Annotated in this window: 20 protein-coding genes; 16 read left to right on the top strand and 4 right to left on the bottom strand. The window is 71.5% G+C overall.

Annotation, left to right across the window (positions count from 1 at the left end):
• Nucleotides 1-72: 72 nt before the first annotated feature.
• The 3 genes from ACFYR3_RS04665 to ACFYR3_RS04655 are packed head-to-tail and all read left to right on the top strand — an operon-like array spanning nt 73 to nt 3,154.
• Nucleotides 73-1,179 carry a DUF5819 family protein gene (locus tag ACFYR3_RS04665; RefSeq protein ID WP_355851669.1) on the top strand — a complete coding sequence of 369 codons (1,107 nt, stop codon included), beginning with the start codon at nt 73-75 and terminating at the stop codon, nt 1,177-1,179.
• A complete protein-coding gene (locus ACFYR3_RS04660; protein WP_355851672.1) occupies nt 1,176-2,408 on the top strand; it encodes an HTTM domain-containing protein in 1,233 nt (410 codons plus the stop codon). The genes ACFYR3_RS04665 and ACFYR3_RS04660 overlap by 4 nt, the downstream gene beginning before the upstream one ends.
• The gene (locus ACFYR3_RS04655) at nt 2,405-3,154 is read left to right on the top strand and encodes an RNA methyltransferase (RefSeq protein ID WP_355851675.1); all 750 of its coding nucleotides are present in this window, start codon (nt 2,405-2,407) and stop codon (nt 3,152-3,154) included. The genes ACFYR3_RS04660 and ACFYR3_RS04655 overlap by 4 nt, the downstream gene beginning before the upstream one ends.
• A 4-nt stretch (nt 3,155-3,158) precedes the next feature.
• Here ACFYR3_RS04655 and paaN read toward each other — a convergent pair whose 3' ends face one another.
• The gene (paaN, locus tag ACFYR3_RS04650) at nt 3,159-4,871 is read right to left on the bottom strand and encodes a phenylacetic acid degradation protein PaaN (protein ID WP_356785124.1); all 1,713 of its coding nucleotides are present in this window, start codon (nt 4,869-4,871) and stop codon (nt 3,159-3,161) included.
• A 148-nt stretch (nt 4,872-5,019) separates the two neighbouring features.
• Between paaN and ACFYR3_RS04645 the strand changes: the two genes are divergently transcribed.
• Nucleotides 5,020-6,534 carry a 3-hydroxyacyl-CoA dehydrogenase gene (locus tag ACFYR3_RS04645; protein WP_389281464.1) on the top strand — a complete coding sequence of 505 codons (1,515 nt, stop codon included), beginning with the start codon at nt 5,020-5,022 and terminating at the stop codon, nt 6,532-6,534.
• Complete coding sequence (locus tag ACFYR3_RS04640; RefSeq protein ID WP_355851684.1) at nt 6,531-7,118, top strand: TetR/AcrR family transcriptional regulator; 588 nt, start codon at nt 6,531-6,533, stop codon at nt 7,116-7,118. Before ACFYR3_RS04645 ends, ACFYR3_RS04640 begins: the two co-directional genes overlap by 4 nt.
• Before the next feature lie 195 nt (nt 7,119-7,313).
• Here ACFYR3_RS04640 and ACFYR3_RS04635 read toward each other — a convergent pair whose 3' ends face one another.
• Nucleotides 7,314-7,814 carry an Lrp/AsnC family transcriptional regulator gene (locus ACFYR3_RS04635; protein ID WP_261703685.1) on the bottom strand — a complete coding sequence of 167 codons (501 nt, stop codon included), beginning with the start codon at nt 7,812-7,814 and terminating at the stop codon, nt 7,314-7,316.
• Between the two features lie 174 nt (nt 7,815-7,988).
• On the opposite strand from ACFYR3_RS04635, the gene pdhA reads away from it, so the two are divergent.
• The 8 genes from pdhA (at nt 7,989) to ACFYR3_RS04595 (ending at nt 17,551) form a co-directional block, all read left to right on the top strand.
• Nucleotides 7,989-9,158 carry a pyruvate dehydrogenase (acetyl-transferring) E1 component subunit alpha gene (gene pdhA / locus ACFYR3_RS04630; RefSeq protein WP_355851688.1) on the top strand — a complete coding sequence of 390 codons (1,170 nt, stop codon included), beginning with the start codon at nt 7,989-7,991 and terminating at the stop codon, nt 9,156-9,158.
• On the top strand, nt 9,155-10,159 hold the full coding sequence (locus ACFYR3_RS04625) for an alpha-ketoacid dehydrogenase subunit beta (RefSeq protein ID WP_355851691.1): 1,005 nt from the start codon (nt 9,155-9,157) through the stop codon (nt 10,157-10,159). Before pdhA ends, ACFYR3_RS04625 begins: the two co-directional genes overlap by 4 nt.
• Entirely contained in the window at nt 10,159-11,721 is a 1,563-nt protein-coding gene (locus tag ACFYR3_RS04620) for a dihydrolipoamide acetyltransferase family protein (protein WP_355851706.1), read from the top strand. The genes ACFYR3_RS04625 and ACFYR3_RS04620 overlap by 1 nt, the downstream gene beginning before the upstream one ends.
• 89 nt (nt 11,722-11,810) lie before the next feature.
• Nucleotides 11,811-12,914 carry a DUF6457 domain-containing protein gene (locus ACFYR3_RS04615; protein ID WP_389281461.1) on the top strand — a complete coding sequence of 368 codons (1,104 nt, stop codon included), beginning with the start codon at nt 11,811-11,813 and terminating at the stop codon, nt 12,912-12,914.
• Complete coding sequence (locus tag ACFYR3_RS04610; RefSeq protein WP_356786836.1) at nt 12,911-14,368, top strand: molybdopterin molybdotransferase MoeA; 1,458 nt, start codon at nt 12,911-12,913, stop codon at nt 14,366-14,368. The genes ACFYR3_RS04615 and ACFYR3_RS04610 overlap by 4 nt, the downstream gene beginning before the upstream one ends.
• 1,200 nt (nt 14,369-15,568) lie before the next feature.
• The gene (locus ACFYR3_RS04605; RefSeq protein ID WP_355846795.1) at nt 15,569-16,174 is read left to right on the top strand and encodes a signal peptidase I; all 606 of its coding nucleotides are present in this window, start codon (nt 15,569-15,571) and stop codon (nt 16,172-16,174) included.
• A gap of 126 nt (nt 16,175-16,300) precedes the next feature.
• A complete protein-coding gene (locus ACFYR3_RS04600; protein ID WP_389281459.1) occupies nt 16,301-16,843 on the top strand; it encodes a SipW-dependent-type signal peptide-containing protein in 543 nt (180 codons plus the stop codon).
• A 222-nt stretch (nt 16,844-17,065) separates the two neighbouring features.
• Complete coding sequence (locus ACFYR3_RS04595) at nt 17,066-17,551, top strand: hypothetical protein (protein ID WP_389281457.1); 486 nt, start codon at nt 17,066-17,068, stop codon at nt 17,549-17,551.
• A gap of 183 nt (nt 17,552-17,734) precedes the next feature.
• Here ACFYR3_RS04595 and ACFYR3_RS04590 read toward each other — a convergent pair whose 3' ends face one another.
• Complete coding sequence (locus ACFYR3_RS04590; protein WP_355846786.1) at nt 17,735-18,058, bottom strand: hypothetical protein; 324 nt, start codon at nt 18,056-18,058, stop codon at nt 17,735-17,737.
• Here ACFYR3_RS04590 and ACFYR3_RS04585 point away from each other — a divergent pair.
• Nucleotides 18,048-18,401: a hypothetical protein gene (locus tag ACFYR3_RS04585; protein WP_355846783.1), complete on the top strand. Its 354-nt coding sequence runs from the start codon at nt 18,048-18,050 to the stop codon at nt 18,399-18,401. The two genes, ACFYR3_RS04590 and ACFYR3_RS04585, sit on opposite strands and share 11 nt — an antisense overlap.
• A gap of 100 nt (nt 18,402-18,501) precedes the next feature.
• Nucleotides 18,502-19,482 (top strand): NAD(P)H-quinone oxidoreductase, encoded by a 981-nt coding sequence (locus ACFYR3_RS04580; RefSeq protein ID WP_389281455.1) that lies wholly within the window; start codon nt 18,502-18,504, stop codon nt 19,480-19,482.
• A gap of 198 nt (nt 19,483-19,680) precedes the next feature.
• Here ACFYR3_RS04580 and ACFYR3_RS04575 read toward each other — a convergent pair whose 3' ends face one another.
• Nucleotides 19,681-20,430 carry a hypothetical protein gene (locus tag ACFYR3_RS04575; protein ID WP_355846777.1) on the bottom strand — a complete coding sequence of 250 codons (750 nt, stop codon included), beginning with the start codon at nt 20,428-20,430 and terminating at the stop codon, nt 19,681-19,683.
• A 228-nt stretch (nt 20,431-20,658) separates the two neighbouring features.
• On the opposite strand from ACFYR3_RS04575, the gene ACFYR3_RS04570 reads away from it, so the two are divergent.
• Nucleotides 20,659-21,201 (top strand): bacterial proteasome activator family protein, encoded by a 543-nt coding sequence (locus ACFYR3_RS04570; RefSeq protein WP_355846774.1) that lies wholly within the window; start codon nt 20,659-20,661, stop codon nt 21,199-21,201.
• The last annotated feature ends 28 nt before the right edge of the window (nt 21,202-21,229 follow it).

Raw genomic sequence — 21,229 nt, 5'->3', positions numbered from 1 at the left:
GTGCGACGCGGCGGTACGGTGCCCGCAGTCCGGCGGCCGACAGTCGGATTCGGGATCGTGAATCGGGGCGGGATGGACGCGAACGACGAGGGCTCTGAGCCGGAGCCGGGTCCGGGCGCCCCCGAGGGGGCCGCTCCCGGCGGGACCGCGTCCGAGAGCGCCGCGCCTGACGAGGTCATCGGTGGTACGTCGTCCCCCGGCGATCCGACGGCCGGAGATCCGGCCCGCGACGAGCCTGCGCCCGGCAATCCGGCGGCCGACGCTTCGAGGACCGAGGCGGTTGTTCCTCCGGAGTCGGAGCGGATCGAGATCGAGGCGGTCGCGCCTGTGGAGCCGGAGTCCCAGGAGGCCGTGCTCGAGACGGTCGCTTCTGCGCAGTCCGATGAGGCCGAACCCGGGCCGGTCGTTTCCGCGGAGCCTGAGAGGGGCGAACCCCGACTGGTTGCACCCGCTGACTTCGACGAGACCAAGCCCGGGGCGGTCCCGTGGGCGGGGTCCGAAGAGGGGGCCGAGGCCCCTGCGGGCCTGGCCGCTCTCTCTCTTCGGTATCAGATCGCCGCCGCCCTCGCCCTGGCCGTCGTGGCCGTCGTCTCCTGTGTTCACCTCGGCATGGTGTTCCTGCACGTCGCGCCGTCGAACACGGTGACCAGGCAGCACGGTCAGGCGATCGACGAGTGGATCTACCCCGAGTTCGAGCAGAACTGGAAGCTCTTCGCCCCCAACCCGTTGCAGCAGGACATCGCGGTGCAGGTCCGTGCTCTGGTCCGCGCCGCGGACGGCACCGGTCGCGAGACCGGCTGGTACGACCTGTCAGCGCTCGACGGACTCGCCATCGACGGGAATCCGCTGCCGAGTCACACCCAGCAGAACGAGCTGCGCCGCGCCTGGGACTTCTACGTCGGCACGCACGACGGCGAGAACCGGCCCGTGGGCCTGCGCGGCGACCTCTCGGAGCGCTATCTGCGACGCGTCGGCGTGCTGCGGCTCGACCGTGAGCACGCCGGCGGCGAGGGCGCCGTCATCGAACGCGTCCAGTTCCGCTCCCTCACCACCGACGTGCGGCCTCCCGCGTGGAGCGACGAGAAGGTGTCCGACCGGCCCGTCGTCCGTGAGCTGCCCTGGTGGGCCGTTCCCGAGAGCGACCGCGCGGACGGGCTGACGGAGGCGAGCGCCCGGTGAACCGATTCGCTCCGACGATCGCGCGCGGCATCGCCCGGGTCACCGAGTCCGCCCTCGGCCCGTACCAGAGCGCCGTGATCCGTATCGGCTTCGCCGCCACCTGGCTGCTGTTCCTGCTGCGCGAGTACCCCCACCGGCAGGAGCTGTACGGGCCCGACGCACCGTGGAGCTGGGACCTCGCCCAGCAGCTCATCGCGAGCAACCACGCCTTCACGGTCCTGATGTGGTCCGACAGCCAGGTGTGGTTCGAGATCGTCTACGCCCTCGCCGTCCTCTCCAGTGCCCTGCTGCTGGTGGGCCGGCGGACCCGCGCGATGTCGGTGCTCTTCATGATCGGCGTGCTGTCCCTGCAGAACCGCAGCGTCTTCATCGGGGACGGCGGGGACAACGTCCTCCACCTGATGGCGATCTACCTCGTGTTCACCCGCTGCGGCCGGGTGTGGTCCCTCGACGCGCGGCGGGAACGCCTCGCCCGGGAGGCTCGCGCGCGTGGCGAGCGGACCGGGCCCGACCGAGGGGGCCCCGCGCTGTGGGCGGGTCTCGGGGTCGTCCTGGCGGTGGCGACCGGCGCGGGACGGATCGACGGAGGCGTCGCGGGCGGCTGGCTCACGGTCCTGTGGGGGCTGTGGGCGGTGCAGGGCCTGTGGTGGACGGTCGGCCGGGTCGCCCGCGCCGCGGAGCCGCGCGTCCTGCTGGACGTCGTCGCCAACCTCGTGCACAACGCGGCCCTGATGATCATCATGGCCGAGGCCTGCCTGATCTACGCGACGGCCGGCTGGTACAAGATCCAGGGTTCCCGCTGGCAGGACGGCACCGCCGTCTACTACCCGCTCCACCTCGAGTCCTTCTCGCCGTGGCCGGCCCTGTCCGACCAGCTGTCCGCGCACGGCACGATCGTGATGCTGGTGACGTACGGGACGGTCGCCGTACAGGTCGCCTTCCCGTTCACCCTGTTCAACCGGCGGGTCAAGAACGTCCTGCTGGCGGCCATGATGACCGAGCACGCCGTGATCGCCGTGCTCCTCGGGCTGCCGTTCTTCTCGCTCGCGATGATCGCCGCGGACGCCGTGTTCCTGCCCACGTCCTTCCTGCGGCGCCTGGGCGGACGGGTGGCACGCGCGCGTGCCGGGCTGATTCCCGGCCGCGGCCGGGCGCTCCCGAGGCCCCGGGAGCCCGAGCCGGGCGTTCCGCAGGAGCCCGAGCACACGCACGTAGGCTTCACCGCATGAACGACCCGGTTCGTGCCTGGCGCAAGCTCTCCGACGACTCCGTCCTGCTCGACGGCTTCCACGCCCTCAAGCACGCGGTGCGCTTCGGGGCGCGTGTCCCGGTCGCCGTCACGACCGACCGGCGGGCGGTCCTCGACCTGGCCGACGAACTCGCTCCCGACGTACGAGCCGTTCTCGGCGAGCTCCTGACCGAGGTCCCGGAGGCGACTTTCACGGCCCTCGTGCCGCGTCCGCACCCCACCTCGGTGGCCGCTCTCGCCGTACGTCCCTCCCGCGCCGCCAACCTGGAGACGCTGGCCCGCACGCCCCGCACCGCGCCGGTGGTCGTCCTCGACAATCCGCGCAACCTGGGCAACGCGGGCGCCGTGATCCGACTCGCCGCGGGCTTCGGCGCGACCGGGGTGGTCACGACGGGCACGCTCGACCCCTGGCACCCCACGGTCGTCCGCGGTGGGGCCGGACTGCACTTCGCGACCGCCGTGGAGCGCCTGACGGTGGACGAACTGCCGCCGGGCCCGGTGTTCGCGCTCGACCCGGAGGGCGAGGACATCCGCGGGTCGAAGCTCCCCGACGACGCGCTGCTCGCCTTCGGCTCGGAACGCAGTGGTCTGTCCGCCGAACTACGGGCCCGGGCCGACCACTTGGTGTCCCTGCCGATGCGCCCCCAGGTCTCCAGCTACAACCTCGCGACCAGTGTGGCCATGACGCTGTTCCACTGGAGCGCCACCGGGGGCGCACCGGCGTAGGGGCTCACGCCTCCCGGCGCACCTCGACCACCCGGAAGCGGTTCGCCACGAACGCCCCGTCGCACAGCGCCGCGTTGGCCGCGCCGTTGCCGCCCGAGCCGTGGAAGTCCGAGAACGCGGCCGTCTGGTTGACGTAGACCCCGCCCGTGAGGTTCAGCGAGAGCTGGGCGCACTCCTCCAGGCAGGCCTCCCGCACCTCGCTCTCGAACGCCTCGTCCGTGGTGTACGCGCCGACGGTCATCGCGCCCTTGTCCCTGATGGTGCGCCGCAGCAGCTCCACCGCGTCCGCCGCCGAGTCGACCGCGACGGCGAAGGAGACCGGCCCGAAGCACTCGCTCATGTAGGCGGCCTCGTCGGCGTTCTCGGCGGTCTCCCAGTACTTGCGCGCGCCGTCGAGCTTCACGATGACGGGCGAGCGTACGACGGCGCCCGGGAACTCCGGGTTGTCGATCTGCCGTGAGGGCAGGGCCACTTCGCCGAGTCCGGCGGCTGCCTCCAGACGGGCCTTCACGTCCGGGTTCACGATGGCGCCGAGCAGCGCGTTCGCGCGGGCGTCGTCGCCGAGGAGTCCGCCGACCGACTTCGCGAGGTCGGCGACCACCTCGTCGTAGGACTTGTTGCCCTCGTCCGTGGAGATGCCGTCGCGGGGGATCAGCAGGTTCTGCGGGGTGGTGCACATCTGGCCGCTGTAGAGCGACAGGGAGAACGCCAGGTTGGACAGCATCCCCTTGTAGTCACCGGTCGACTCCACGATCACCGTGTTGACGCCGGCCTTCTCCGTGTAGACCTGCGCCTGGCGGGCGTTGGTCTCCAGCCAGTCGCCGAAGGCGGTGGAGCCGGTGTAGTCGATGATCCGGATCTCGGGGCGGGTGGCCAGCGTCTTCGCGATGCCCTCGCCGGGACGCTCGGCGGCCAGCGCCACCAGGTTCGGGTCGAAGCCCGCCTCGGCGAGCACCTCGCGTGCGACCTGCACGGTCAGCGCGAGCGGCAGCACCGCGCGCGGGTGGGGCTTCACCAGGACCGCGTTGCCGGTGGCCAGGGAGGCGAACAGGCCCGGATAGCCGTTCCAGGTCGGGAAGGTGTTGCAGCCGATCATCAGCGCGATGCCGCGCGGGACGGGCGTGAACTGCTTCGTCAGCGCGAGCGGGTCGCGCTTGCCCTGGGGCTTGCTCCACTCCGCGGTGTCGGGCGTGCGGACCTGCTCCACGTACGCGTACGCCACCGCTTCCAGGCCGCGGTCCTGTGCGTGCGGGCCGCCCGCCTGGAACGCCATCATGAAGGCCTGGCCGCTGGTGTGCATGACCGCGTGCGCGAACTCGTGGGTGCGGTCGCTGATCCGCTTGAGGATCTCCAGACAGACCACGGCGCGGATCTCCGCTCCCGCGTCGCGCCAGGCGCGCTGTCCCGCGCGCATGGCGGGCAGCAGGGCGTCGATGTCCGCGTGCGGGTACGTGACGCCCAGCTCGATGCCGTACGGCGACACCTCGCCGCCGACCCAGTCGTCCGTGCCGGGCTGGTCCAGGTCGAGGCGGGTGCCCAGGAGGGCGTCGAAGGCGGCTTTGCCCTCGGCCATGCCCAGGCTGCCGTTCTCGCCGTACGCCTTGGGATGCTCGGGATGCGGGGACCAGTACGCGCGCGTGCGGATCACTTCCAGCGCCTGATCCAGGGTGGGCCGGTGCTGGGCGATCAGCTGGTGCGCGGTGAGTTCGGCGGCCATCAAGGACCAACTCCTTGTCTCAAGAGCTCCTCGTCGAGCTCGCGAGCTGGGCAGGAATGGACAGTCAGAGTTAGAGTAACCGAACGATCGGTCGGGACAAGGGGGTCCGCCGCATCTGTGGAAAACGGCGTGCGGGAGGATCGCGCACATGACAGCACTCGACCTCAGCAGCCCCGTGGCAGTCGTCGGCACCGGCACCATGGGCCAGGGCATCGCCCAGGTCGCGCTGGTGGCGGGCCACCCCGTGCGGCTCTACGACGCGGCTCCCGGGCGTGCCGCGGCGGCGGCCGAAGCGATCGGCGCCCGTCTCGACCGGCTCGTCGCGAAGGACCGGCTCACCGGCGCCGACCGGGATGCCACGCGCGCCCGGCTCCGGCCGGCCGAGAGCCTCACCGACCTCGCGGACTGTGCGCTCGTCGTCGAGGCGGTACTCGAACAACTCGACGTCAAGCAGCGGCTGTTCAGCGATCTCGAAGACATCGTCGGGGACGACTGCCTGCTCGCCACCAACACCTCCTCGCTGTCCGTCACGGCCATCGGTGGCGCCCTGCGCAACCCGGGCCGCCTCGTCGGACTGCACTTCTTCAACCCGGCGCCGCTGCTGCCTCTCGTGGAGGTCGTCTCCGGGTTCGCGACCGACGTCACCTCGGCCACGCGCGCGTACGAGACGGCCAGGGCCTGGGGCAAGACGCCCGTCGCCTGCGCGGACACACCCGGTTTCATCGTCAACCGCATCGCGCGGCCCTTCTACGCCGAGGCCTTCGCGGTCCACGAGTCCCAGGCCGCCGACCCCGCCACCATCGACGCGGTCCTGCGCGAGTCCGGCGGTTTCCGGATGGGCGCCTTCGAGCTCACGGACCTGATCGGCCAGGACGTCAACGAGTCCGTCACGCACTCCGTGTGGCAGTCCTTCTTCCAGGACGTGCGCTTCACGCCCTCGCTCGCCCAGCGACGGCTCGTCGAGTCGGGCCGGCTCGGACGCAAGGCGGGGCACGGCTGGTACGACTACGGGGACGACGCCGAGCGGTCCGAACCGCACACCGCGGAGAAGGCGCAGCCGCCCGCCTATGTCGTCGCCGAGGGCGACCTCGGCCCCGCCGCCGACGTCCTCGGCCTGATCCGCGAGGCGGGCATCCAGGTCCGGGAGGACGAGGAGGACCACGGCACCCGCCTGGTGCTGCCGAGCGGCGGCCAGCTGGTCCTAGCCGACGGCCAGACCTCGGTCGAGTTCCGCGACGTCGTCTACTTCGACCTCGCGCTGGACTACCGCAAGGCCACCCGGATCGCCCTGTCGGCGTCCCAGGACACCGCTCCCCAGACCCTCTCCGAGGCCATCGGCCTCTTCCAGGCCCTGGGCAAGGACGTCAGCGTCATCGGGGACTGCCCCGGCATGATCGTCGCCCGCACGGTGGCCCGGATCGTCGACCTCGCGCACGACGCGGTCGCCAAGGGCGTGGCCACCGAGGAGGACATCGACACCGCGATGCGCCTCGGCGTCAACTACCCCCTGGGCCCCTTCGAGTGGAGCCGCAGGCTCGGCACCAACTGGTCCTACGACGTCCTGGACGAACTGCACGTTCGCGACCCCTCCGGGCGCTACGCCCCGTCGCTGGCGCTCTACCGCCACGCGTACGCCAACGAGAAGCGGGAGGGCACCCAGTGACCACCGCCAAGCGGGACACGTACACCCCCGAGACGCTGCTGTCCGTCGCCGTCCAGGTCTTCAACGAACGCGGCTACGACGGCACCTCCATGGAGCACCTCTCCAAGGCGGCCGGCATCTCCAAGTCGTCGATCTACCACCATGTGGCGGGCAAGGAGGAGCTGCTGCGGCGCGCGGTGAGCCGGGCGCTGGACGGCCTCTTCGAGATCCTCGACGAGGAGCACGCGCGCGTGGGGCGTGCCGTGGAGCGCCTGGAGTACGTCGTGCGGCGCATGGTCGAGGTGCTCACGTCCGAGCTGCCCTACGTGACGCTGCTGCTTCGGGTGCGCGGCAACACGGGCACCGAGCGGTGGGCCCTGGAGCGGCGCCGCGACTTCGACCACAGGGTCGCCGAGCTCCTGAAGGCCGCTGCCGCCGACGGAGACGTACGCGGTGACGTGGAGGTCCGGCTCGCGACCCGGCTGGTCTTCGGAATGATCAACTCGCTCGTGGAGTGGTACCGCCCCGACGCGCGGGGCATGGGCGCGCGGGAAGTGGCCGACGCCGTGGTGGTGCTGGTCTTCGGAGGGCTCCGGCGGGAGTAGTGGGGCCCACGAGTCGGGCAGCCCCGGGTTCGGGCAGGAGCCGTGAGGCCCGGGAGCCCGGCGGTGCCGGGCGGGTCACGAGTCGTGAGTCCAGCGAGTCCAGCAGTGCTGGGCTCGTGCGGGAGCCGTGAGGTCCCGGAGTCCGGCAGTGCTGGGCTCGTGCGGGAGTCGTGGGGGCCCTGGGCCCCGGCGGCATCAGCCCTCCGGCTCCAGGTCCTCCTCCTCGAAGACCAGCAGCGTCCGGCTGCTGAGCACCTCCGGGATGGCCTGCAGGCGGGTGAGCACCAGTTCGCGCAGCGCCCGGTTGTCCGGTGTGTGCACCAGAAGAAGCACGTCGAAATCGCCGCCCACCAGAGCGATGTGAGAGGCCCCGGGGAGCACCCTCAGCCGCTCCCGCACCGTGCGCCAGGAGTTCTGCACGATCTTGAGGGTGATGTACGCCGATGTGCCCTGCCCGGCGCGTTCGTGGTCGACGCGTGCCCCGAAGCCGCGGATCACGCCGTCCTCGATGAGGCGGTTGATCCGCGCGTAGGCGTTGGCCCGCGACACATGGACCCGTTCCGCCACGGAGCGTATGGAGGCACGGCCGTCCGCCTGCAGCATGTGCAGGATGTCCTGGTCGATCGCGTCGAGCGGACGGGCGGGCGGCGCGACGGGGCCGGCCTCCGGCGGCTCGGCCATTTGTTCAGGTGCCATGTCCCCCCGCCTCCCTACCATGGACGTACTGCGTCCATCTCAGGCTGTGCAGAACCGTTTGTCCACAGCCTGGCGGTGCCTGTAGCCAAAATGTGCCGACGACCGAACAATCGGTAGGTGAGGGGTGTCACACCCGTGACGCGCCTGAAGCCGCTCCCACGAGGAGGTGCCGTCATGACGGTCATGGAGCAGCGAGGGGCCTACCGGCCCACGCCGCCGCCCGCCTGGCAGCCCCGCACCGACCCCGCGCCGCTGCTGCCCGACGCGCTGCCCCACCGCGTCCTCGGCACCGACGCGGCCGCGCAGGTCGATCCGGCCCTGCTGCGCCGTCTGCACACGGAGCTGGTGCGTGGCCGCCGCTACAACGTTCAGGCCACCGCCCTCACCAAGCAGGGCCGTCTCGCTGTGTACCCCTCCAGCACCGGACAGGAGGCCTGCGAGGTCGCCGCCGCGCTCGTACTGGAGGAGCGCGACTGGCTCTTCCCCAGTTACCGGGACACCCTCGCCGCCGTCGCCCGCGGCCTCGACCCCGTTCAGGCCCTCACTCTGCTGCGCGGCGACTGGCACACCGGCTACGACCCGCACGAGCACCGCATCGCCCCCCTGTGTACCCCGCTCGCGACCCAGCTCCCGCACGCCGTGGGCCTCGCGCACGCCGCCCGCCTCAAGGGCGACGACGTGGTCGCGCTCGCCCTGGTCGGTGACGGCGGCACCAGCGAGGGCGACTTCCACGAAGCGCTGAACTTCGCCGCCGTGTGGCAGGCGCCGGTCGTCTTCCTCGTACAGAACAACGGCTTCGCCATCTCCGTCCCGCTCGCCAAGCAGACCGCCGCCCCGTCGCTGGCCCACAAGGCCGTCGGTTACGGGATGCCGGGCCGCCTGGTCGACGGCAACGACGCGGTGGCCGTGCACCAGGTCCTGAGCGAGGCCATCGCCCACGCGCGCGCGGGCGGCGGTCCCACGCTCGTCGAGGCCGTGACGTACCGCATCGACGCCCACACCAACGCCGACGACGCCACCCGCTACCGAGGCGACTCCGAGGTCGAGACCTGGCGCGGGCACGACCCCATCGTGCTGGTGGAGCGGGAACTGACCGAGCGCGGTCTGCTCGACGAGTCCGCCCTCCAGGCGGTGCGCGACGACGCCGAGACGATGGCCGCGGACCTGCGCGAGCGCATGAACCAGGACCCGGTGCTCGACCCCATGGATCTGTTCGCCCATGTGTATGCCCAACCCACTACTCAACTGCTTGAGCAGGAGAGCCAGCTGAGAGCGGAGCTGGACGCCGAGGCGGACGGCACGCCCGGAGCGGGCCCGCACGGCCCGGAAGGAGCCGGGCGATGACCACGGTTGCCCTCAAACCGGCCACCATGGCGCAGGCGCTCGGGCGCGCCCTGCGCGACGCCATGGCCGCCGACCCGGCCGTCCATGTCATGGGCGAGGACGTCGGCACCCTCGGCGGCGTCTTCCGGGTCACCGACGGGCTCGCCAAGGAGTTCGGCGACGACCGCTGCACGGACACCCCGCTCGCCGAGGCGGGCATCCTCGGCGCGGCGGTCGGCATGGCCATGTACGGCCTGCGGCCCGTCGTGGAGATGCAGTTCGACGCGTTCGCCTACCCGGCGTTCGAGCAGCTGATCTCGCACGTGGCGAAGATGCGCAACCGCACGCGGGGCGCCATGCCCCTGCCCATCACGATCCGCGTTCCCTACGGCGGCGGCATCGGCGGCGTCGAGCACCACAGCGACTCCTCCGAGGCGTACTACATGGCGACCCCGGGCCTCCATGTCGTCATGCCCGCGACCGTCTCCGACGCCTACGGACTGCTGCGCGAGGCCATTGCCTCGGACGACCCGGTCGTCTTCCTGGAGCCCAAGAGGCTGTACTGGTCGAAGGATTCCTGGAACCCGGACGAGCCGCCGGCCGTTGAGCCGATAGGCCGCGCGGTGGTGCGGCGCTCGGGCCGGAGCGCCACACTCATCACCTACGGGCCGTCCGTGCCCGTCTGTCTCGAAGCCGCCGAGGCGGCGCGGGCCGAGGGCTGGGACCTCGAAGTCGTCGACCTGCGCTCGCTGGTGCCGTTCGACGACGAGACGGTCTCCGCGTCGGTGCGGCGGACCGGACGAGCGGTCGTCGTGCACGAGTCGGGCGGGTTCGGCGGACCGGGCGGGGAGATCGCGGCCCGCGTCACGGAGCGCTGCTTCCACCACCTGGAGGCGCCGGTGCTGCGTGTCGCCGGTTTCGACATCCCGTATCCGCCACCGATGCTGGAGCGGCACCACCTGCCCGGCGTCGACCGGATCCTGGACGCCGTGGGGCGTCTGCAATGGGAGGCGCAGAGCTGATGGCACAGGTGCTGGAGTTCAAGCTCCCCGACCTCGGGGAGGGACTCACCGAGGCGGAGATCGTCCGCTGGCTGGTGGAGGTCGGCGATGTCGTCGCCGTCGACCAGCTCGTCGTCGAGGTCGAGACGGCCAAGGCGATGGTGGAGGTCCCCTGTCCTTACGGCGGCGTGGTCACCGCCCGCTTCGGCGAGGAGGGCACGGAGTTGCCCGTGGGGGCACCGCTGCTGACCGTCGCCGTGGGCGCCCCGGTCGGCGGCGAGGACAGCGGGATCGACAAGGACGACCAGGGCCACGAGGGCTCCGGGAACGTGCTGGTGGGCTACGGCACGGGAGCGCCCCCGGCGCGGCGCCGGAGGGTCCGTCCCTCCGGTGGTGCCGCGGCCGCCGGCCGACCGGCGGCCGCGGCACCACCTGGGGCACCGGCACCGGCGGGCACGGGCACTTCGCCCGCCCGGCCCGAGCCGGGCCGCCCCGAGCCCGTCGGTGCCGTACGGCCGGAAGCGGCAGGCGAGGCGGGGAGCGCGCGGAACGGCGCCGCCGCGAAGCGAGGTGACGGCCCCGTGCCGGTCATCTCGCCCCTCGTGCGACGGCTCGCCCGGGAGAACGGCGTGGATCTGCGGGAGTTGGAGGGCTCCGGCCCCGAAGGACTCATCCTGCGGGCCGACGTCGAGTACGCGCTGCGTGCGGCGGCGGCCGGCCGGTTGCGATCGTCCGCCACCATGGAGCCGTACCCCGCCCAGGCGGTCGGACTCGGTGTCGACACGCCTGTCGCGGGACCCTCGTACGACCGTGCTGCGGCTTCGGCGACCTCGTACGCGGACATCACGTCGGTCGTGCCCGGTGCGGGCGGAGCCTCCCGGGGCGCCACGCCGCAGGGTGTCCGTGTCCCGCTCCGGGGTGTCCGCGGTGCCGTCGCCGACAAGCTCTCGCGCAGTCGGCGCGAGATTCCCGACGCGACCTGCTGGGTGGACGCCGACGCGACGGAGCTCATGCAGGCACGCAGGGCGATGAACGCGGCAGGCGGCCCGAAGATCTCCCTGCTCGCCCTGCTGGCCCGGATCTGTACCGCGGCGCTGGCCCGGTTCCCCGAGCTCAACTCGACGGTCGACATGGACGCCCGCGAGATCGTCCGGCTCGACCAGGTGCACCTGGGCTTCGCGGCCCAGACCGAGCGGGGACTCGTCGTCCCCGTCGTACGGGACGCGCACACACGGGACGCCGAAGGGCTGAGCGCGGAGTTCGGCCGGCTGACCGAGGCGGCCCGGACCGGGACGCTGACGCCCGCGGACCTCACGGGCGGCACCTTCACGCTGAACAACTACGGCGTGTTCGGCGTCGACGGCTCCACGCCGATCATCAACCACCCCGAGGCGGCCATGCTCGGCGTCGGCCGCATCATCCCCAAGCCCTGGGTGCACCAGGGCGAGTTGGCGGTGCGCCAGGTCGTCCAGCTCTCGCTCGCCTTCGACCACCGGGTCTGTGACGGCGGTACGGCGGGCGGCTTCCTGCGGTATGTGGCGGACTGCGTGGAACAGCCGGCGGTGCTGCTGCGGACTCTCTAGGACCTGTCCGGTCCGGGGATCCGGTCACCCCCGTTCCCATGCCGTGCCCCGGGGGTGGCACTGATCCCTCGGGCGCCCATACTCGGGGCATGACCGCCTACGAGCCCGAGGGTGCGACCGGGCGTTCGGGCAGCTCCGGCCCGCAGGGCACCCCCGGTGCCGATGCAGAGTACGACGCCGTCGTGCTCGCGGGCGGTGCGGCCCGGCGGCTCGGCGGCGCGGACAAGCCCGGCGTGCGGGTCGGCGGCCGGGCGCTGCTGGACCGGGTGCTGGCCGCGTGCGCCGGTGCGACCCGCACGGTGGTCGTGGCCGAACCCAGGTCCACCGCGCGCCCCGTGGAGTGGGCCCGCGAGGACCCGCCCGGCGGCGGACCGCTCGCCGCGCTGGACGCCGGACTGCGGTCCACCACGGCGCCGTACGTCGTCGTGCTCTCGGCCGACCTGCCGTTCCTGGAAGAGGGGACGGTACGGCGCCTGCTGGACACCCTTCGCGCCGACGGCAGCCACGAGGCCACGCCCGCTCGCGCGGGTGACACCCACAAGACCCCGCCCGCCACCGAAGCGGGCCACCTCGACCCCGACGGTCCCGGCATCCGCCCCGACGGGGTCCTCCTCACCGACCCCGACGGGCGGGATCAGCCCCTCGTGGCCGTCTACCGGGCGGACGCGCTGCGTCGTGAGCTGGCCGTGCTCGCCGCCGCGCACGGGGGACTCGGCGGGCTGCCGCTACGACGGCTGGTCGCCGCGCTCGATCTCACCCGTATCTCCGACCCCGTCGCGTCCTTCGACTGCGACACCTGGGACGACATCGCCGCCGCCAGAGCACGCATCAGGGAGCATGGGCACGTGCTGGATGAATGGATTTCCGCAGTCAAGGACGAGCTGGGCATCGAGCTGGACGTCGACACCGGCGTTCTGCTCGACCTGGCCCGCGACGCCGCGCACGGGGTGGCCAGGCCGGCCGCGCCGCTGACCACGTTCCTCGTCGGATACGCGGCCGCGCGGGCCGGCGGAGGACCGGAGGCGGTCGCCGAGGCCGCCCGCAAGGCCGTCGCGCTCGCGCTCCGCTGGGCCGACGAGGACACCCCCGACGCCGAACCGGACGCCGCCGACACCCCGTCGCCCGCCGCCACCCCAACCGCGCCCGCCGACGTCACCCCGACAGCCCCCGCCACCGAGCCGGACGCCGGATGACCGCCGCCCGCTCCACCCGGGACAGTCAGGACAGTCAGGACGCAGACGACTTCGACGTCGAGGAGGCGCTCGCCCTGGTCAAGGGGGCCGGCGCGCGAGCGCCCGGTGAGCCCGGCCGAGCGGACAGTGCCGCCCTCGGCCCCCAGGGAACCGACAGGACGGCGGGTCCCGCGCCCGAAGCGCAGGACAGCGGCAAGGGCGCGCACGCCCATCACCGGTCCACCCCGTGGCCGGAGGCCCGAGCCGTCGCCGAACGGGCCGCCCGCTCCCTGCCCCGCCGCACCCCCGTTTCGGTCCCCCTCGATGCCTCTCTCGGCCTCGTCCTCGCCGCCCCCCTGACCGCGCTCACGGACCTTCCCTCCTTCGACACCTCCGCCATGGACGGCTGGGCGGTGGCCGGACCCGGGCCTTGGGAAGTGCGCGAGGACGGCGTACTCGCCGGGCACGCGGAGCCGGAGCGGCTCAGCGACGGCGAGGCGGTCCGGATCGCCACCGGGGCACGGGTCCCGCGGGATGCGACCGCCGTCCTGCGCAGCGAGCACGGCCGCCTCGACGACAAGGGGCGGCTGCACGCCGGCGGCGCGCAAGCGCCCGGCTCCGCCCGCTCCCGGGGAATCCTGGCGATCGCGCACGGTCAGGACATCCGCCCGCGCGGCCAGGAGTGCCGCAGCGGCGACCAGTTGTTGCCGCTCGGAGTGCTGGTCACCCCCGCAGTGCTGGGCCTCGCGGCGGCGGCCGGGTACGACACGCTCGCCGTCCTCCCCCGCCCGCGCGCCGAAGTTCTCGTCCTGGGCGACGAGTTGCTCACCGGGGGACTGCCCCGGGAGGGGCTCATCCGGGACGCGCTCGGCCCCATGCTGCCGCCATGGCTGCGGGCGCTGGGCGCCGAGGTGGTCGCGGTACGCCGGCTCGGCGACGACGCCAAGGCACTGCACAAGGCGATCACCGGCTCCCGGGCCGACCTGATCGTCACCACCGGCGGCACCGCGGGCGGCCCCGTCGACCATGTCCACCCCACCCTGCGCCGGATCGGCGCCGAACTGCTGGTGGACGGCGTCAAGGTGCGGCCGGGGCACCCGATGCTACTGGCCCGCACCCGGGAGAACCAGCACCTCGTCGGCCTGCCCGGCAACCCCCTCGCCGCCGTCTCCGGACTGCTCACGCTCGCTGAGCCGCTGCTGCGCACGCTGGCCGGGCGGGCGGCCCCGGAGCCGTACACACTGCCGCTCAAGGAAGCCGTGCAGGGGCACCCGTACGACACCCGGATCGTCCCCGTCTCGCTGCGCGGCGACCGCGCCGCGCCACTGCACTACAACGGCCCGGCGATGCTGCGGGGCATCGCCGCCTCCGATGCGCTCGCGGTCGTACCGCCGGGCGGTGCGCGGGCCGGCCAGGAGCTGGAACTCCTCGATCTGCCGTGGGCGACCGCGGGGATCGACGCGTGCTTCGCCTGAGCCGGTCGCGGGCGGCAGCGGCCTGAATCCGAGCGGGGAGTGTTTCACGTGAAACCTCCGGGCCATGATGCGATCGCCCGCCAATCGGACGAACATCTCGTGGTGAGGGTGGCCTGCGGGACGCACCGAGGAGGCGTCCAGCAGGTCCGGCGGGCAGGACCTGTCGGGCAGAAGCGGATCAGGATGGACGCCGACCTGTTCCAGCGCGTGTGGCGGGGCGTCGGCGATCCGAGCGCCGAGCGCCGAGCGCCGGCAGCCGGTAGTGAGGTCGCTCCGGCAGCGAGGTCCGGCAGTGAGGTCGCTCCGGCAGTGAGGTCGCTCCGGCAAGAGCGGCGCACGCGGTGACTGCGCGAGCACAACGGCGAGCCGATGGCGTACTCCGCTCGGATCACGGGGCGTTGAGAACTCCACGATCTCGGAAACCGTGGCCGTCACGTCCCAGGAGGCATCGCCGAGTCGGCGGATCGCCATGAACCGGGCGTCACGCGACTAGGCCCAAGTCTTGGGTGCCCGTCCCTCGCCGACGCGCATCTCAACTCAACTCCCTTACGCAACAACACAGTTGATAGATGGCCGCGATGAAATACCCGCGGAATCAACGGAAATACCCGCCAGTCACCAGTATCCAAAACCAGACACACCCCCCGGAAGCCGCTTTAGCGGCTGTCTCGCCATTTTCGAAACCCTCGCAATATTACGTTTCCATAACGCTGCCTACACACTTTGTTCACACTCTTTTCATCATGCTCACACCGCCTTTACTCTGATCTTGGTCGCCGTGATGGGGGTCACTCCCTGGGGAGGTGCGCGGCATGCGAAGAGTGTGGGAGTCAATGAAAATGGCCTGGCCAGACGGTACTTGAGTCATCGCCCAGCAGCTCGGCAGCTCGGCAACCAGCGGCAGTGGGCGACCCTCACGGCTGGTCGGCGCCGATCCGAATCTGTGTGCATCCCGTGAAGAGCGGGAGCGGCGGAGCGTCCCGGGAGTCACCGTTCGGCCCAGGTACAGCCCGTTCCGTCGGCTCCACCCTTCCAGCGCCCCACCGGGGTGAGGGATTCCCGTGGAAACCACTGTCTTCTCCCTGACTGGCGCAGGGGAATTCACCAGCCCCTGGGTGAATTCCCCTGCGCCGCCCAGCGGCGCGACGCCGTAATGCCCGCAAGTCCCGCAAGACCGAAATCGTTTGCAGGAGAAAAACCGTGGAGCTGGCAGTACGTGAGGTGGCGACGTCGTCTCCCGACGAGATGCCGACCGCCCAGGAGTCGCCCAGGCGTCGGCATTGGGCGCGCCGAGTCCTCTCGGCCTTCATGAGCCTCGTGGTCCTCCTGCTCGCGGCCGGTTTCACGGTGGCGGCGATCGCGGTCAAGTCCGGTAACTGGCAGGCCAGTTCGGTCCTGAGCGGCAGCATGGAGCCGAAGCTCCCGACCGGAAGCATCGTCATCGCCCAACGGGAACCCGTGAAGACGCTGAAGGTCGGCGACGTCGTCATCTTCCATCGCCCGGACGAGCCGGAACGCCAGGTCGTCCACCGGATCGTGAAGATGACGCCCTCCAAGGAGGGCCCGATCCTCGAAACCCAGGGCGACGCCAACGAGAGCGAGGACCCCTGGCGGGTCCGCCCCGAAGGCCACACCGCCTGGATCGTCCGTCACGACGTGCCCTACGTCGGCTACGTCGCCACGTCGATCCACACCGAAACCGGCTTCAAGGTGCTGCTCGGCGCAGCCGCAGTGCTGATCCTCGGCGGCGTCGTCGTCCTGCTGTGGCGCCCGAAGAAGCCGGCCTCAGAGACCACCACCTCATAGGGGCAACGGGACTCCTTCCCGTGACACGAAGCCGGGCGGCCCCAGCCAGTGGGCTGCCGGGGGGAGCCGTGTCCTGCCCGGGCGCAAGCCCGAACGTTCACCCATTACGCAGAAAGGCCCACAGCAGTGGCCATCTCCGCCAAGAAGAAGCTCGTCGCGGGTGCCGCGATCGCAGTCGGCAGCCTCGCCCTGATCGGCGCGGGCTCCGGTGCTTCCTTCACCGACACCGTCACCGCTCAGACGAACGTGCGCTCCGGCCACGCCGACCTGAACATCGTCAAGACCGACGGTGCCACCGCGACCTACGACGGTGCCTCCCACCAGACCTACACGTGGGCGTCGGCCGCCTGGAACATCGTGGACGGCAACTACGCCGTTCTCAACGGCGAGAAGCTGCTGGCTTCCTCCACCAGCCGTCTGGTCACCGAGTTCACCGTCGAGAACGACGGCACCGCCGGTGCCGGCGTCTCCTTCGAGATCGTGAAGAGCGGCGACCTCAAGGACAAGCTGGACATCCAGGTGGAGCGCGTCGACAGCACCACCGACAAGGACTGGCTGAACAAGGGCGCCACCGCCAAGTACAGGGTCGCGATCAACGTCAAGAACCTCGACAACAGCTCCCAGAACCTGACCGGTTCGGTCGCCGTCAAGGTCACAGCCACCTCTTGATCCACCGTTGCGTGAGCGGGCCGGGTTTCCGACCGCATCCACCGGCCGGAAACCCCGGTCCGCTCCGCGCACGCCACGGTCCGGTGACCTCCGCCGCACCGCAGGAATGCCCTCCTGCGGCGGGTTCAGGCGCCGCGGCCACCTTACGTGGGGCACCGGGCCGAGTCAGGCGGCCCGATGCCCCCGCGTGTCCAGAACAGCACTCGCGAAAGGCACAACAACATGGCCATCTCCAACAAGAAGAAGGCGATCGCCGCCGCGGCGATCCTCGCCGGCAGCCTCGGCCTGGTCAGCATGGGCAGCAGCGCCGTGTTCACCGACACCGTGACCGGTCAGGCGTCCGTCAAGGCGGGCACCGCCAAGCTCCGGATCCAGGCCGACGGCTGGACCGTCACCGGCAATCACACCGCCACCCTCAACCATGTGGAATTCCTCGACTCGTCGACGAAGACCATCACCACCTCGATCATCAACGTCTTCAACGACGGTGACGTCAACCTCGACGTCACCCCCAAGGTGCAGACCGGCGGCGACGACCTCGGCCTGCAGGTCAGCTACGAGCGCGTCGGTGGCACGGGCGACGGCCGTCCGGACCTGGCCGCGGGCAACTACGTCCAGTACGTCGTGACGATCAAGGCCAACAACCTCGGCAACGAGGTCTCCGGCAAGACGGAGAACATCACCTTCAGCGTCAGCGGCACCGCCTGATCCTTGCCGGTCACGGCGGGAACTTGAACGACGCACCCACAGCTCACCCGGCCTGACCTGGATTTTTGCCAGGTCAGGCCGGGTGGGCCGAGGTGTTTTCACCACCGCTCGCACCCGGGCGTCCAGGTACGGCCGTCCGCCTGACGGCCGTACCGCCCGGAACACGAGACACACCCGGCTCTATCAGAAGGGCTCTACCCCCATGGCCATCTCCGACCGGAGAAAGATCGTGGCGGCGCTCACGCTCGCCGCGGGCGGCTTTGGCCTCATCGGCGTGAGCAGCGGTGCCACGTTCACCGACACCGTGACGGGCTCCTTCGCGGTCAAGGCGATCTTCTCTCCCACCCCGACGGCCACGAGCACGGCAACGGACACGCCGACGCCCACGCCGTCGGTATCCACGAGTTCGACCGCCACGGCGACGGCCACCACTACGGCGACCGCGACCGCGACCGCGACCGCCAGTTCCACGCCTTCGAAGGTCGGCAAGCTCACCGTGGACGTCACGGCCTCCGACTGGAACAAGAGCGACGGCGGCAACTTCGCCTACACCTACAAGAGGTCCTTCACGCTCAACAGCTCCGGCTTCACACCGCTCTCACAGGTCACGGCCACCAACTCCGGTGACGTCGACCTGGTTGTGACGGCCGGGGCAACGCTGCCCGCCACACTCACCGCGGCGGGTGTGACGGCAGTGGTCGTACGGACCGACAACGGCCCGGCCACGCTGAAGGCCGGTGCCAACAACAAGGCCGTCTACGAGGTCCGGCTCATGGGTCCGAAGAACTACGACGTCGCCATGCCGGACGCGAAGAAGATCACCCTCAGCTTCACCTACGCCGCCGCCTGACCCGGGCCCGGTGCGACGAGACGGTCGGCCGACGGGTCCCCGTCGGCCGACCGCCTGCCACGGAAAATGGGCAACGCCTCTCAGGAGTAGCGTCCCTCCCATGTACGCGATCACGATTCCCGAACCTGGTGGGCCCGAGGCGCTGGTGTGGGCCGAGGTCCCCGATCCGGTGCCGGCCGAGGGCGAGGTGCTGGTCGAGGTGGTGGCCAGCGCCGTCAACCGTGCCGATCTGCTGCAGCGGCAGGGCCTGTACAACCCGCCGCCCGGGGCGTCCCCGTATCCCGGACTCGAATGCTCGGGGCGCATCGCCGCGGTCGGCACGGGTGTCCTCGACTGGACGGTCGGCGACGAGGTGTGCGCGTTGCTCTCGGGCGGCGGATACGCCCAGAAGGTCGCCGTCCCGGCCGGGCAGCTGCTGCCAGTGCCGGCGGGCCTGGACGTTCAGCAGGCGGCGGCGCTGCCCGAGGTGACCTGCACCGTCTGGTCGAACGTCTTCATGGTCGCCCACCTGCGCCCCGGCGAGACCCTGCTCGTGCACGGCGGCTCCAGCGGCATCGGCACCATGGCGATCCAGCTGGCGAAGGCCGTCGGCGCGAAGGTCGCGGTCACTGCGGGTACCAAGGAGAAGCTCGACTTCTGCGCGGAGCTGGGCGCGGACATCCTGATCAACTACCGCGAGCAGGACTTCGTCGAGGAGATCAAGCGGGCCACCGGCGGGGCGGGTGCCGACGTCATCCTCGACAACATGGGCGCCAAGTACCTCGACCCGAACGTGCGCGCCCTCGCCGTGAACGGACGGCTGGCCATCATCGGCATGCAGGGCGGCATCAAGGCGGAGCTGAACATCGCCGCCCTCCTGAACAAGCGCGCCGCCGTCAGCGCGACCTCGCTGCGCGCCCGGCCGCTGAGCGAGAAGGCGGCGATCGTGGCGGCGGTACGCGAGCACGTATGGCCGCTGATCGACTCCGGCCATGTCCGTCCGGTCATCGACCGCGAGCTGCCGATGAGCGACGCGGCGGGGGCGCACCGGGTGCTGGAGGAGAGCAGCCACATCGGAAAGGTGCTGCTGGTCGCTCCCTAGTGGCGGCCCCGCTTCCGGCGTGCGTGGTGGAAGCACCGACCCCGGCTTCCGGGGACGCGCTGTGGCCGCCCAGAGCCGGTTCCGTGCTCTCCGATTCCGTGCTCTCCGATTCCTTGCCCTCGGGTGTCGTGCGCCCGGGTGTCGTGCGCACGCAAGAAAAAGGCGACGAGGCGTGCCGCCCCTTCCGTGCGGTGCGCCTCAGCCGCGTCGTGCGCGCAGGGCCAGGAAGGCCAGCCCCAGGCCCAGGCCGATGAGGATCAGGCCGCTGCCCAGCGGCAGGATCGCCAGGGCCGGGTCGGGCGTGGAGCCGGGGCCCACGACGCTCTGCTGGACGGGGACCGCGTTGTCGTGCGAGGGCTCGGGGGCCACGCTCGGCTCCGTGAGCCCGGTGTCGGCGGCGGGGGCCGTGTCCTGGAGGTCCGGGGTGTCCGTGCTGTCCTGGCCGTCTGGGGTATCCGGCTCCGTGCGGCCGGGCCGCACGCGTCCCTCGCCCGCGAAGCTGCCCGCACGGGAGGGGTCCGCCGTGGGAGTAGGCCGTGCGGGATCGGAGGCGGCGGGGCCGGCCGCCTCCGAGGCTGCGGTTCCGTCGGCGGACGAAGAGGGTACGGCGGTGGACGTGGCGGTTCCTCGGGCGGACGGCGCCGGGGTGGTGGTGGACGTGGCGGTTTCTCCGGCGGACGGCGCCGGGGCGGCGGTGGAGGCGGCGGTTCCTCCGGCGGACGGGACCGGCACGGTGGTGGACGTGGCGGTTCCCCCGGGGGACGGAACCGGGGCGGCGGCGGACGAGTGGGCCCCGGAGCTTGCGGCGGACGCGAGGGCCCCGGAACCGGCGGCGTACGAGGGGGCCCCGGAGCTTGCGGGGGCGGCGTTCGAGAGGGGGCCGGCGCCGTTCAGCAGGGCGGCCGCCAGCAGTCCGGCCGTGGGCAGGGTGCGGAGCCATGGAGTCACGTCGGTGACCCCCTCCCGGTACGGTTCGCCAAGACGGGTGCCGTGATCGACGAATCAAGCCTCACATGACGCCGTGATCCCGGCATCTCGACAGAAAGTGACCCCATTCGCGCACTTCAGGGGCCGTGCAGCCCCGTCCTCTCGCGAACTGCGCCGTCGTACGCGGTGGATCACCGTGTACGGGGGGCACCACCGTGATGGAGTACGTGGGTGCGAGAGAATGGCGGCATGGAGATGCCGAGGAACGAACGGTCGCCGGAGAACCCTCAGATCCTGGTTGTCGGCCAGGACGGAATGGCTCTCGGCGGCACCGGGGACGAGGACTCCCGCGAGATCCCGGTGACGGAGATGGTGGAACAGCCCGCCAAGGTGATGCGCATCGGCAGCATGATCAAGCAGCTGCTGGAGGAGGTGCGCGCCGCACCTCTGGACGAGGCCAGCCGGGTCCGGCTCAAGGAGATCCACGCGAGTTCCGTCAAGGAGCTGGAGGACGGTCTGGCCCCCGAGCTCGTGGAGGAACTGGAGCGGCTCTCCCTGCCCTTCACGGACGAGCAGACGCCCAGCGACGCGGAACTGCGGATCGCGCAGGCTCAGTTGGTGGGCTGGCTCGAGGGACTCTTCCACGGGATCCAGACGACCCTGTTCGCCCAGCAGATGGCGGCCAGGGCGCAGCTGGAGCAGATGCGCCGTGCCCTTCCGCCGGGTGTCGGCGGTCTGGAGGGCGACGAGGACCCGCGTGCGGGAGGCCGCTCGGGCGGACCGTACCTGTAACCACAGGTCACCGAGCCACCGCGGCGAA

The organism is Streptomyces sp. NPDC005784 (genome assembly GCF_042871525.1).
In the GTDB taxonomy this organism is placed as follows: Bacteria; Actinomycetota; Actinomycetes; order Streptomycetales; family Streptomycetaceae; genus Streptomyces.
This window is presented reverse-complemented; position numbering and strand designations above follow the sequence as displayed.

Excerpts from the sequence above, each read along its gene's own strand:
- ACFYR3_RS04625 (WP_355851691.1), top strand. The coding sequence starts at position 9,155 with ATGACCACGGTTGCCCTCAAACCGGCCACCATGGCGCAGGCGCTCGGG.
- ACFYR3_RS04610 (WP_356786836.1), top strand. The coding sequence starts at position 12,911 with ATGACCGCCGCCCGCTCCACCCGGGACAGTCAGGACAGTCAGGACGCA.
- ACFYR3_RS04570 (WP_355846774.1), top strand. The coding sequence starts at position 20,659 with ATGGAGATGCCGAGGAACGAACGGTCGCCGGAGAACCCTCAGATCCTG.
- paaN (WP_356785124.1), bottom strand. The coding sequence starts at position 4,871 with ATGGCCGCCGAACTCACCGCGCACCAGCTGATCGCCCAGCACCGGCCC.
- ACFYR3_RS04595 (WP_389281457.1), top strand. The coding sequence starts at position 17,066 with ATGGCCATCTCCAACAAGAAGAAGGCGATCGCCGCCGCGGCGATCCTC.
- ACFYR3_RS04655 (WP_355851675.1), top strand. The coding sequence starts at position 2,405 with ATGAACGACCCGGTTCGTGCCTGGCGCAAGCTCTCCGACGACTCCGTC.
- ACFYR3_RS04665 (WP_355851669.1), top strand. The coding sequence starts at position 73 with ATGGACGCGAACGACGAGGGCTCTGAGCCGGAGCCGGGTCCGGGCGCC.
- ACFYR3_RS04580 (WP_389281455.1), top strand. The coding sequence starts at position 18,502 with ATGTACGCGATCACGATTCCCGAACCTGGTGGGCCCGAGGCGCTGGTG.
- pdhA (WP_355851688.1), top strand. The coding sequence starts at position 7,989 with ATGACGGTCATGGAGCAGCGAGGGGCCTACCGGCCCACGCCGCCGCCC.
- ACFYR3_RS04620 (WP_355851706.1), top strand. The coding sequence starts at position 10,159 with ATGGCACAGGTGCTGGAGTTCAAGCTCCCCGACCTCGGGGAGGGACTC.
- ACFYR3_RS04635 (WP_261703685.1), bottom strand. The coding sequence starts at position 7,814 with ATGGCACCTGAACAAATGGCCGAGCCGCCGGAGGCCGGCCCCGTCGCG.
- ACFYR3_RS04645 (WP_389281464.1), top strand. The coding sequence starts at position 5,020 with ATGACAGCACTCGACCTCAGCAGCCCCGTGGCAGTCGTCGGCACCGGC.
- ACFYR3_RS04615 (WP_389281461.1), top strand. The coding sequence starts at position 11,811 with ATGACCGCCTACGAGCCCGAGGGTGCGACCGGGCGTTCGGGCAGCTCC.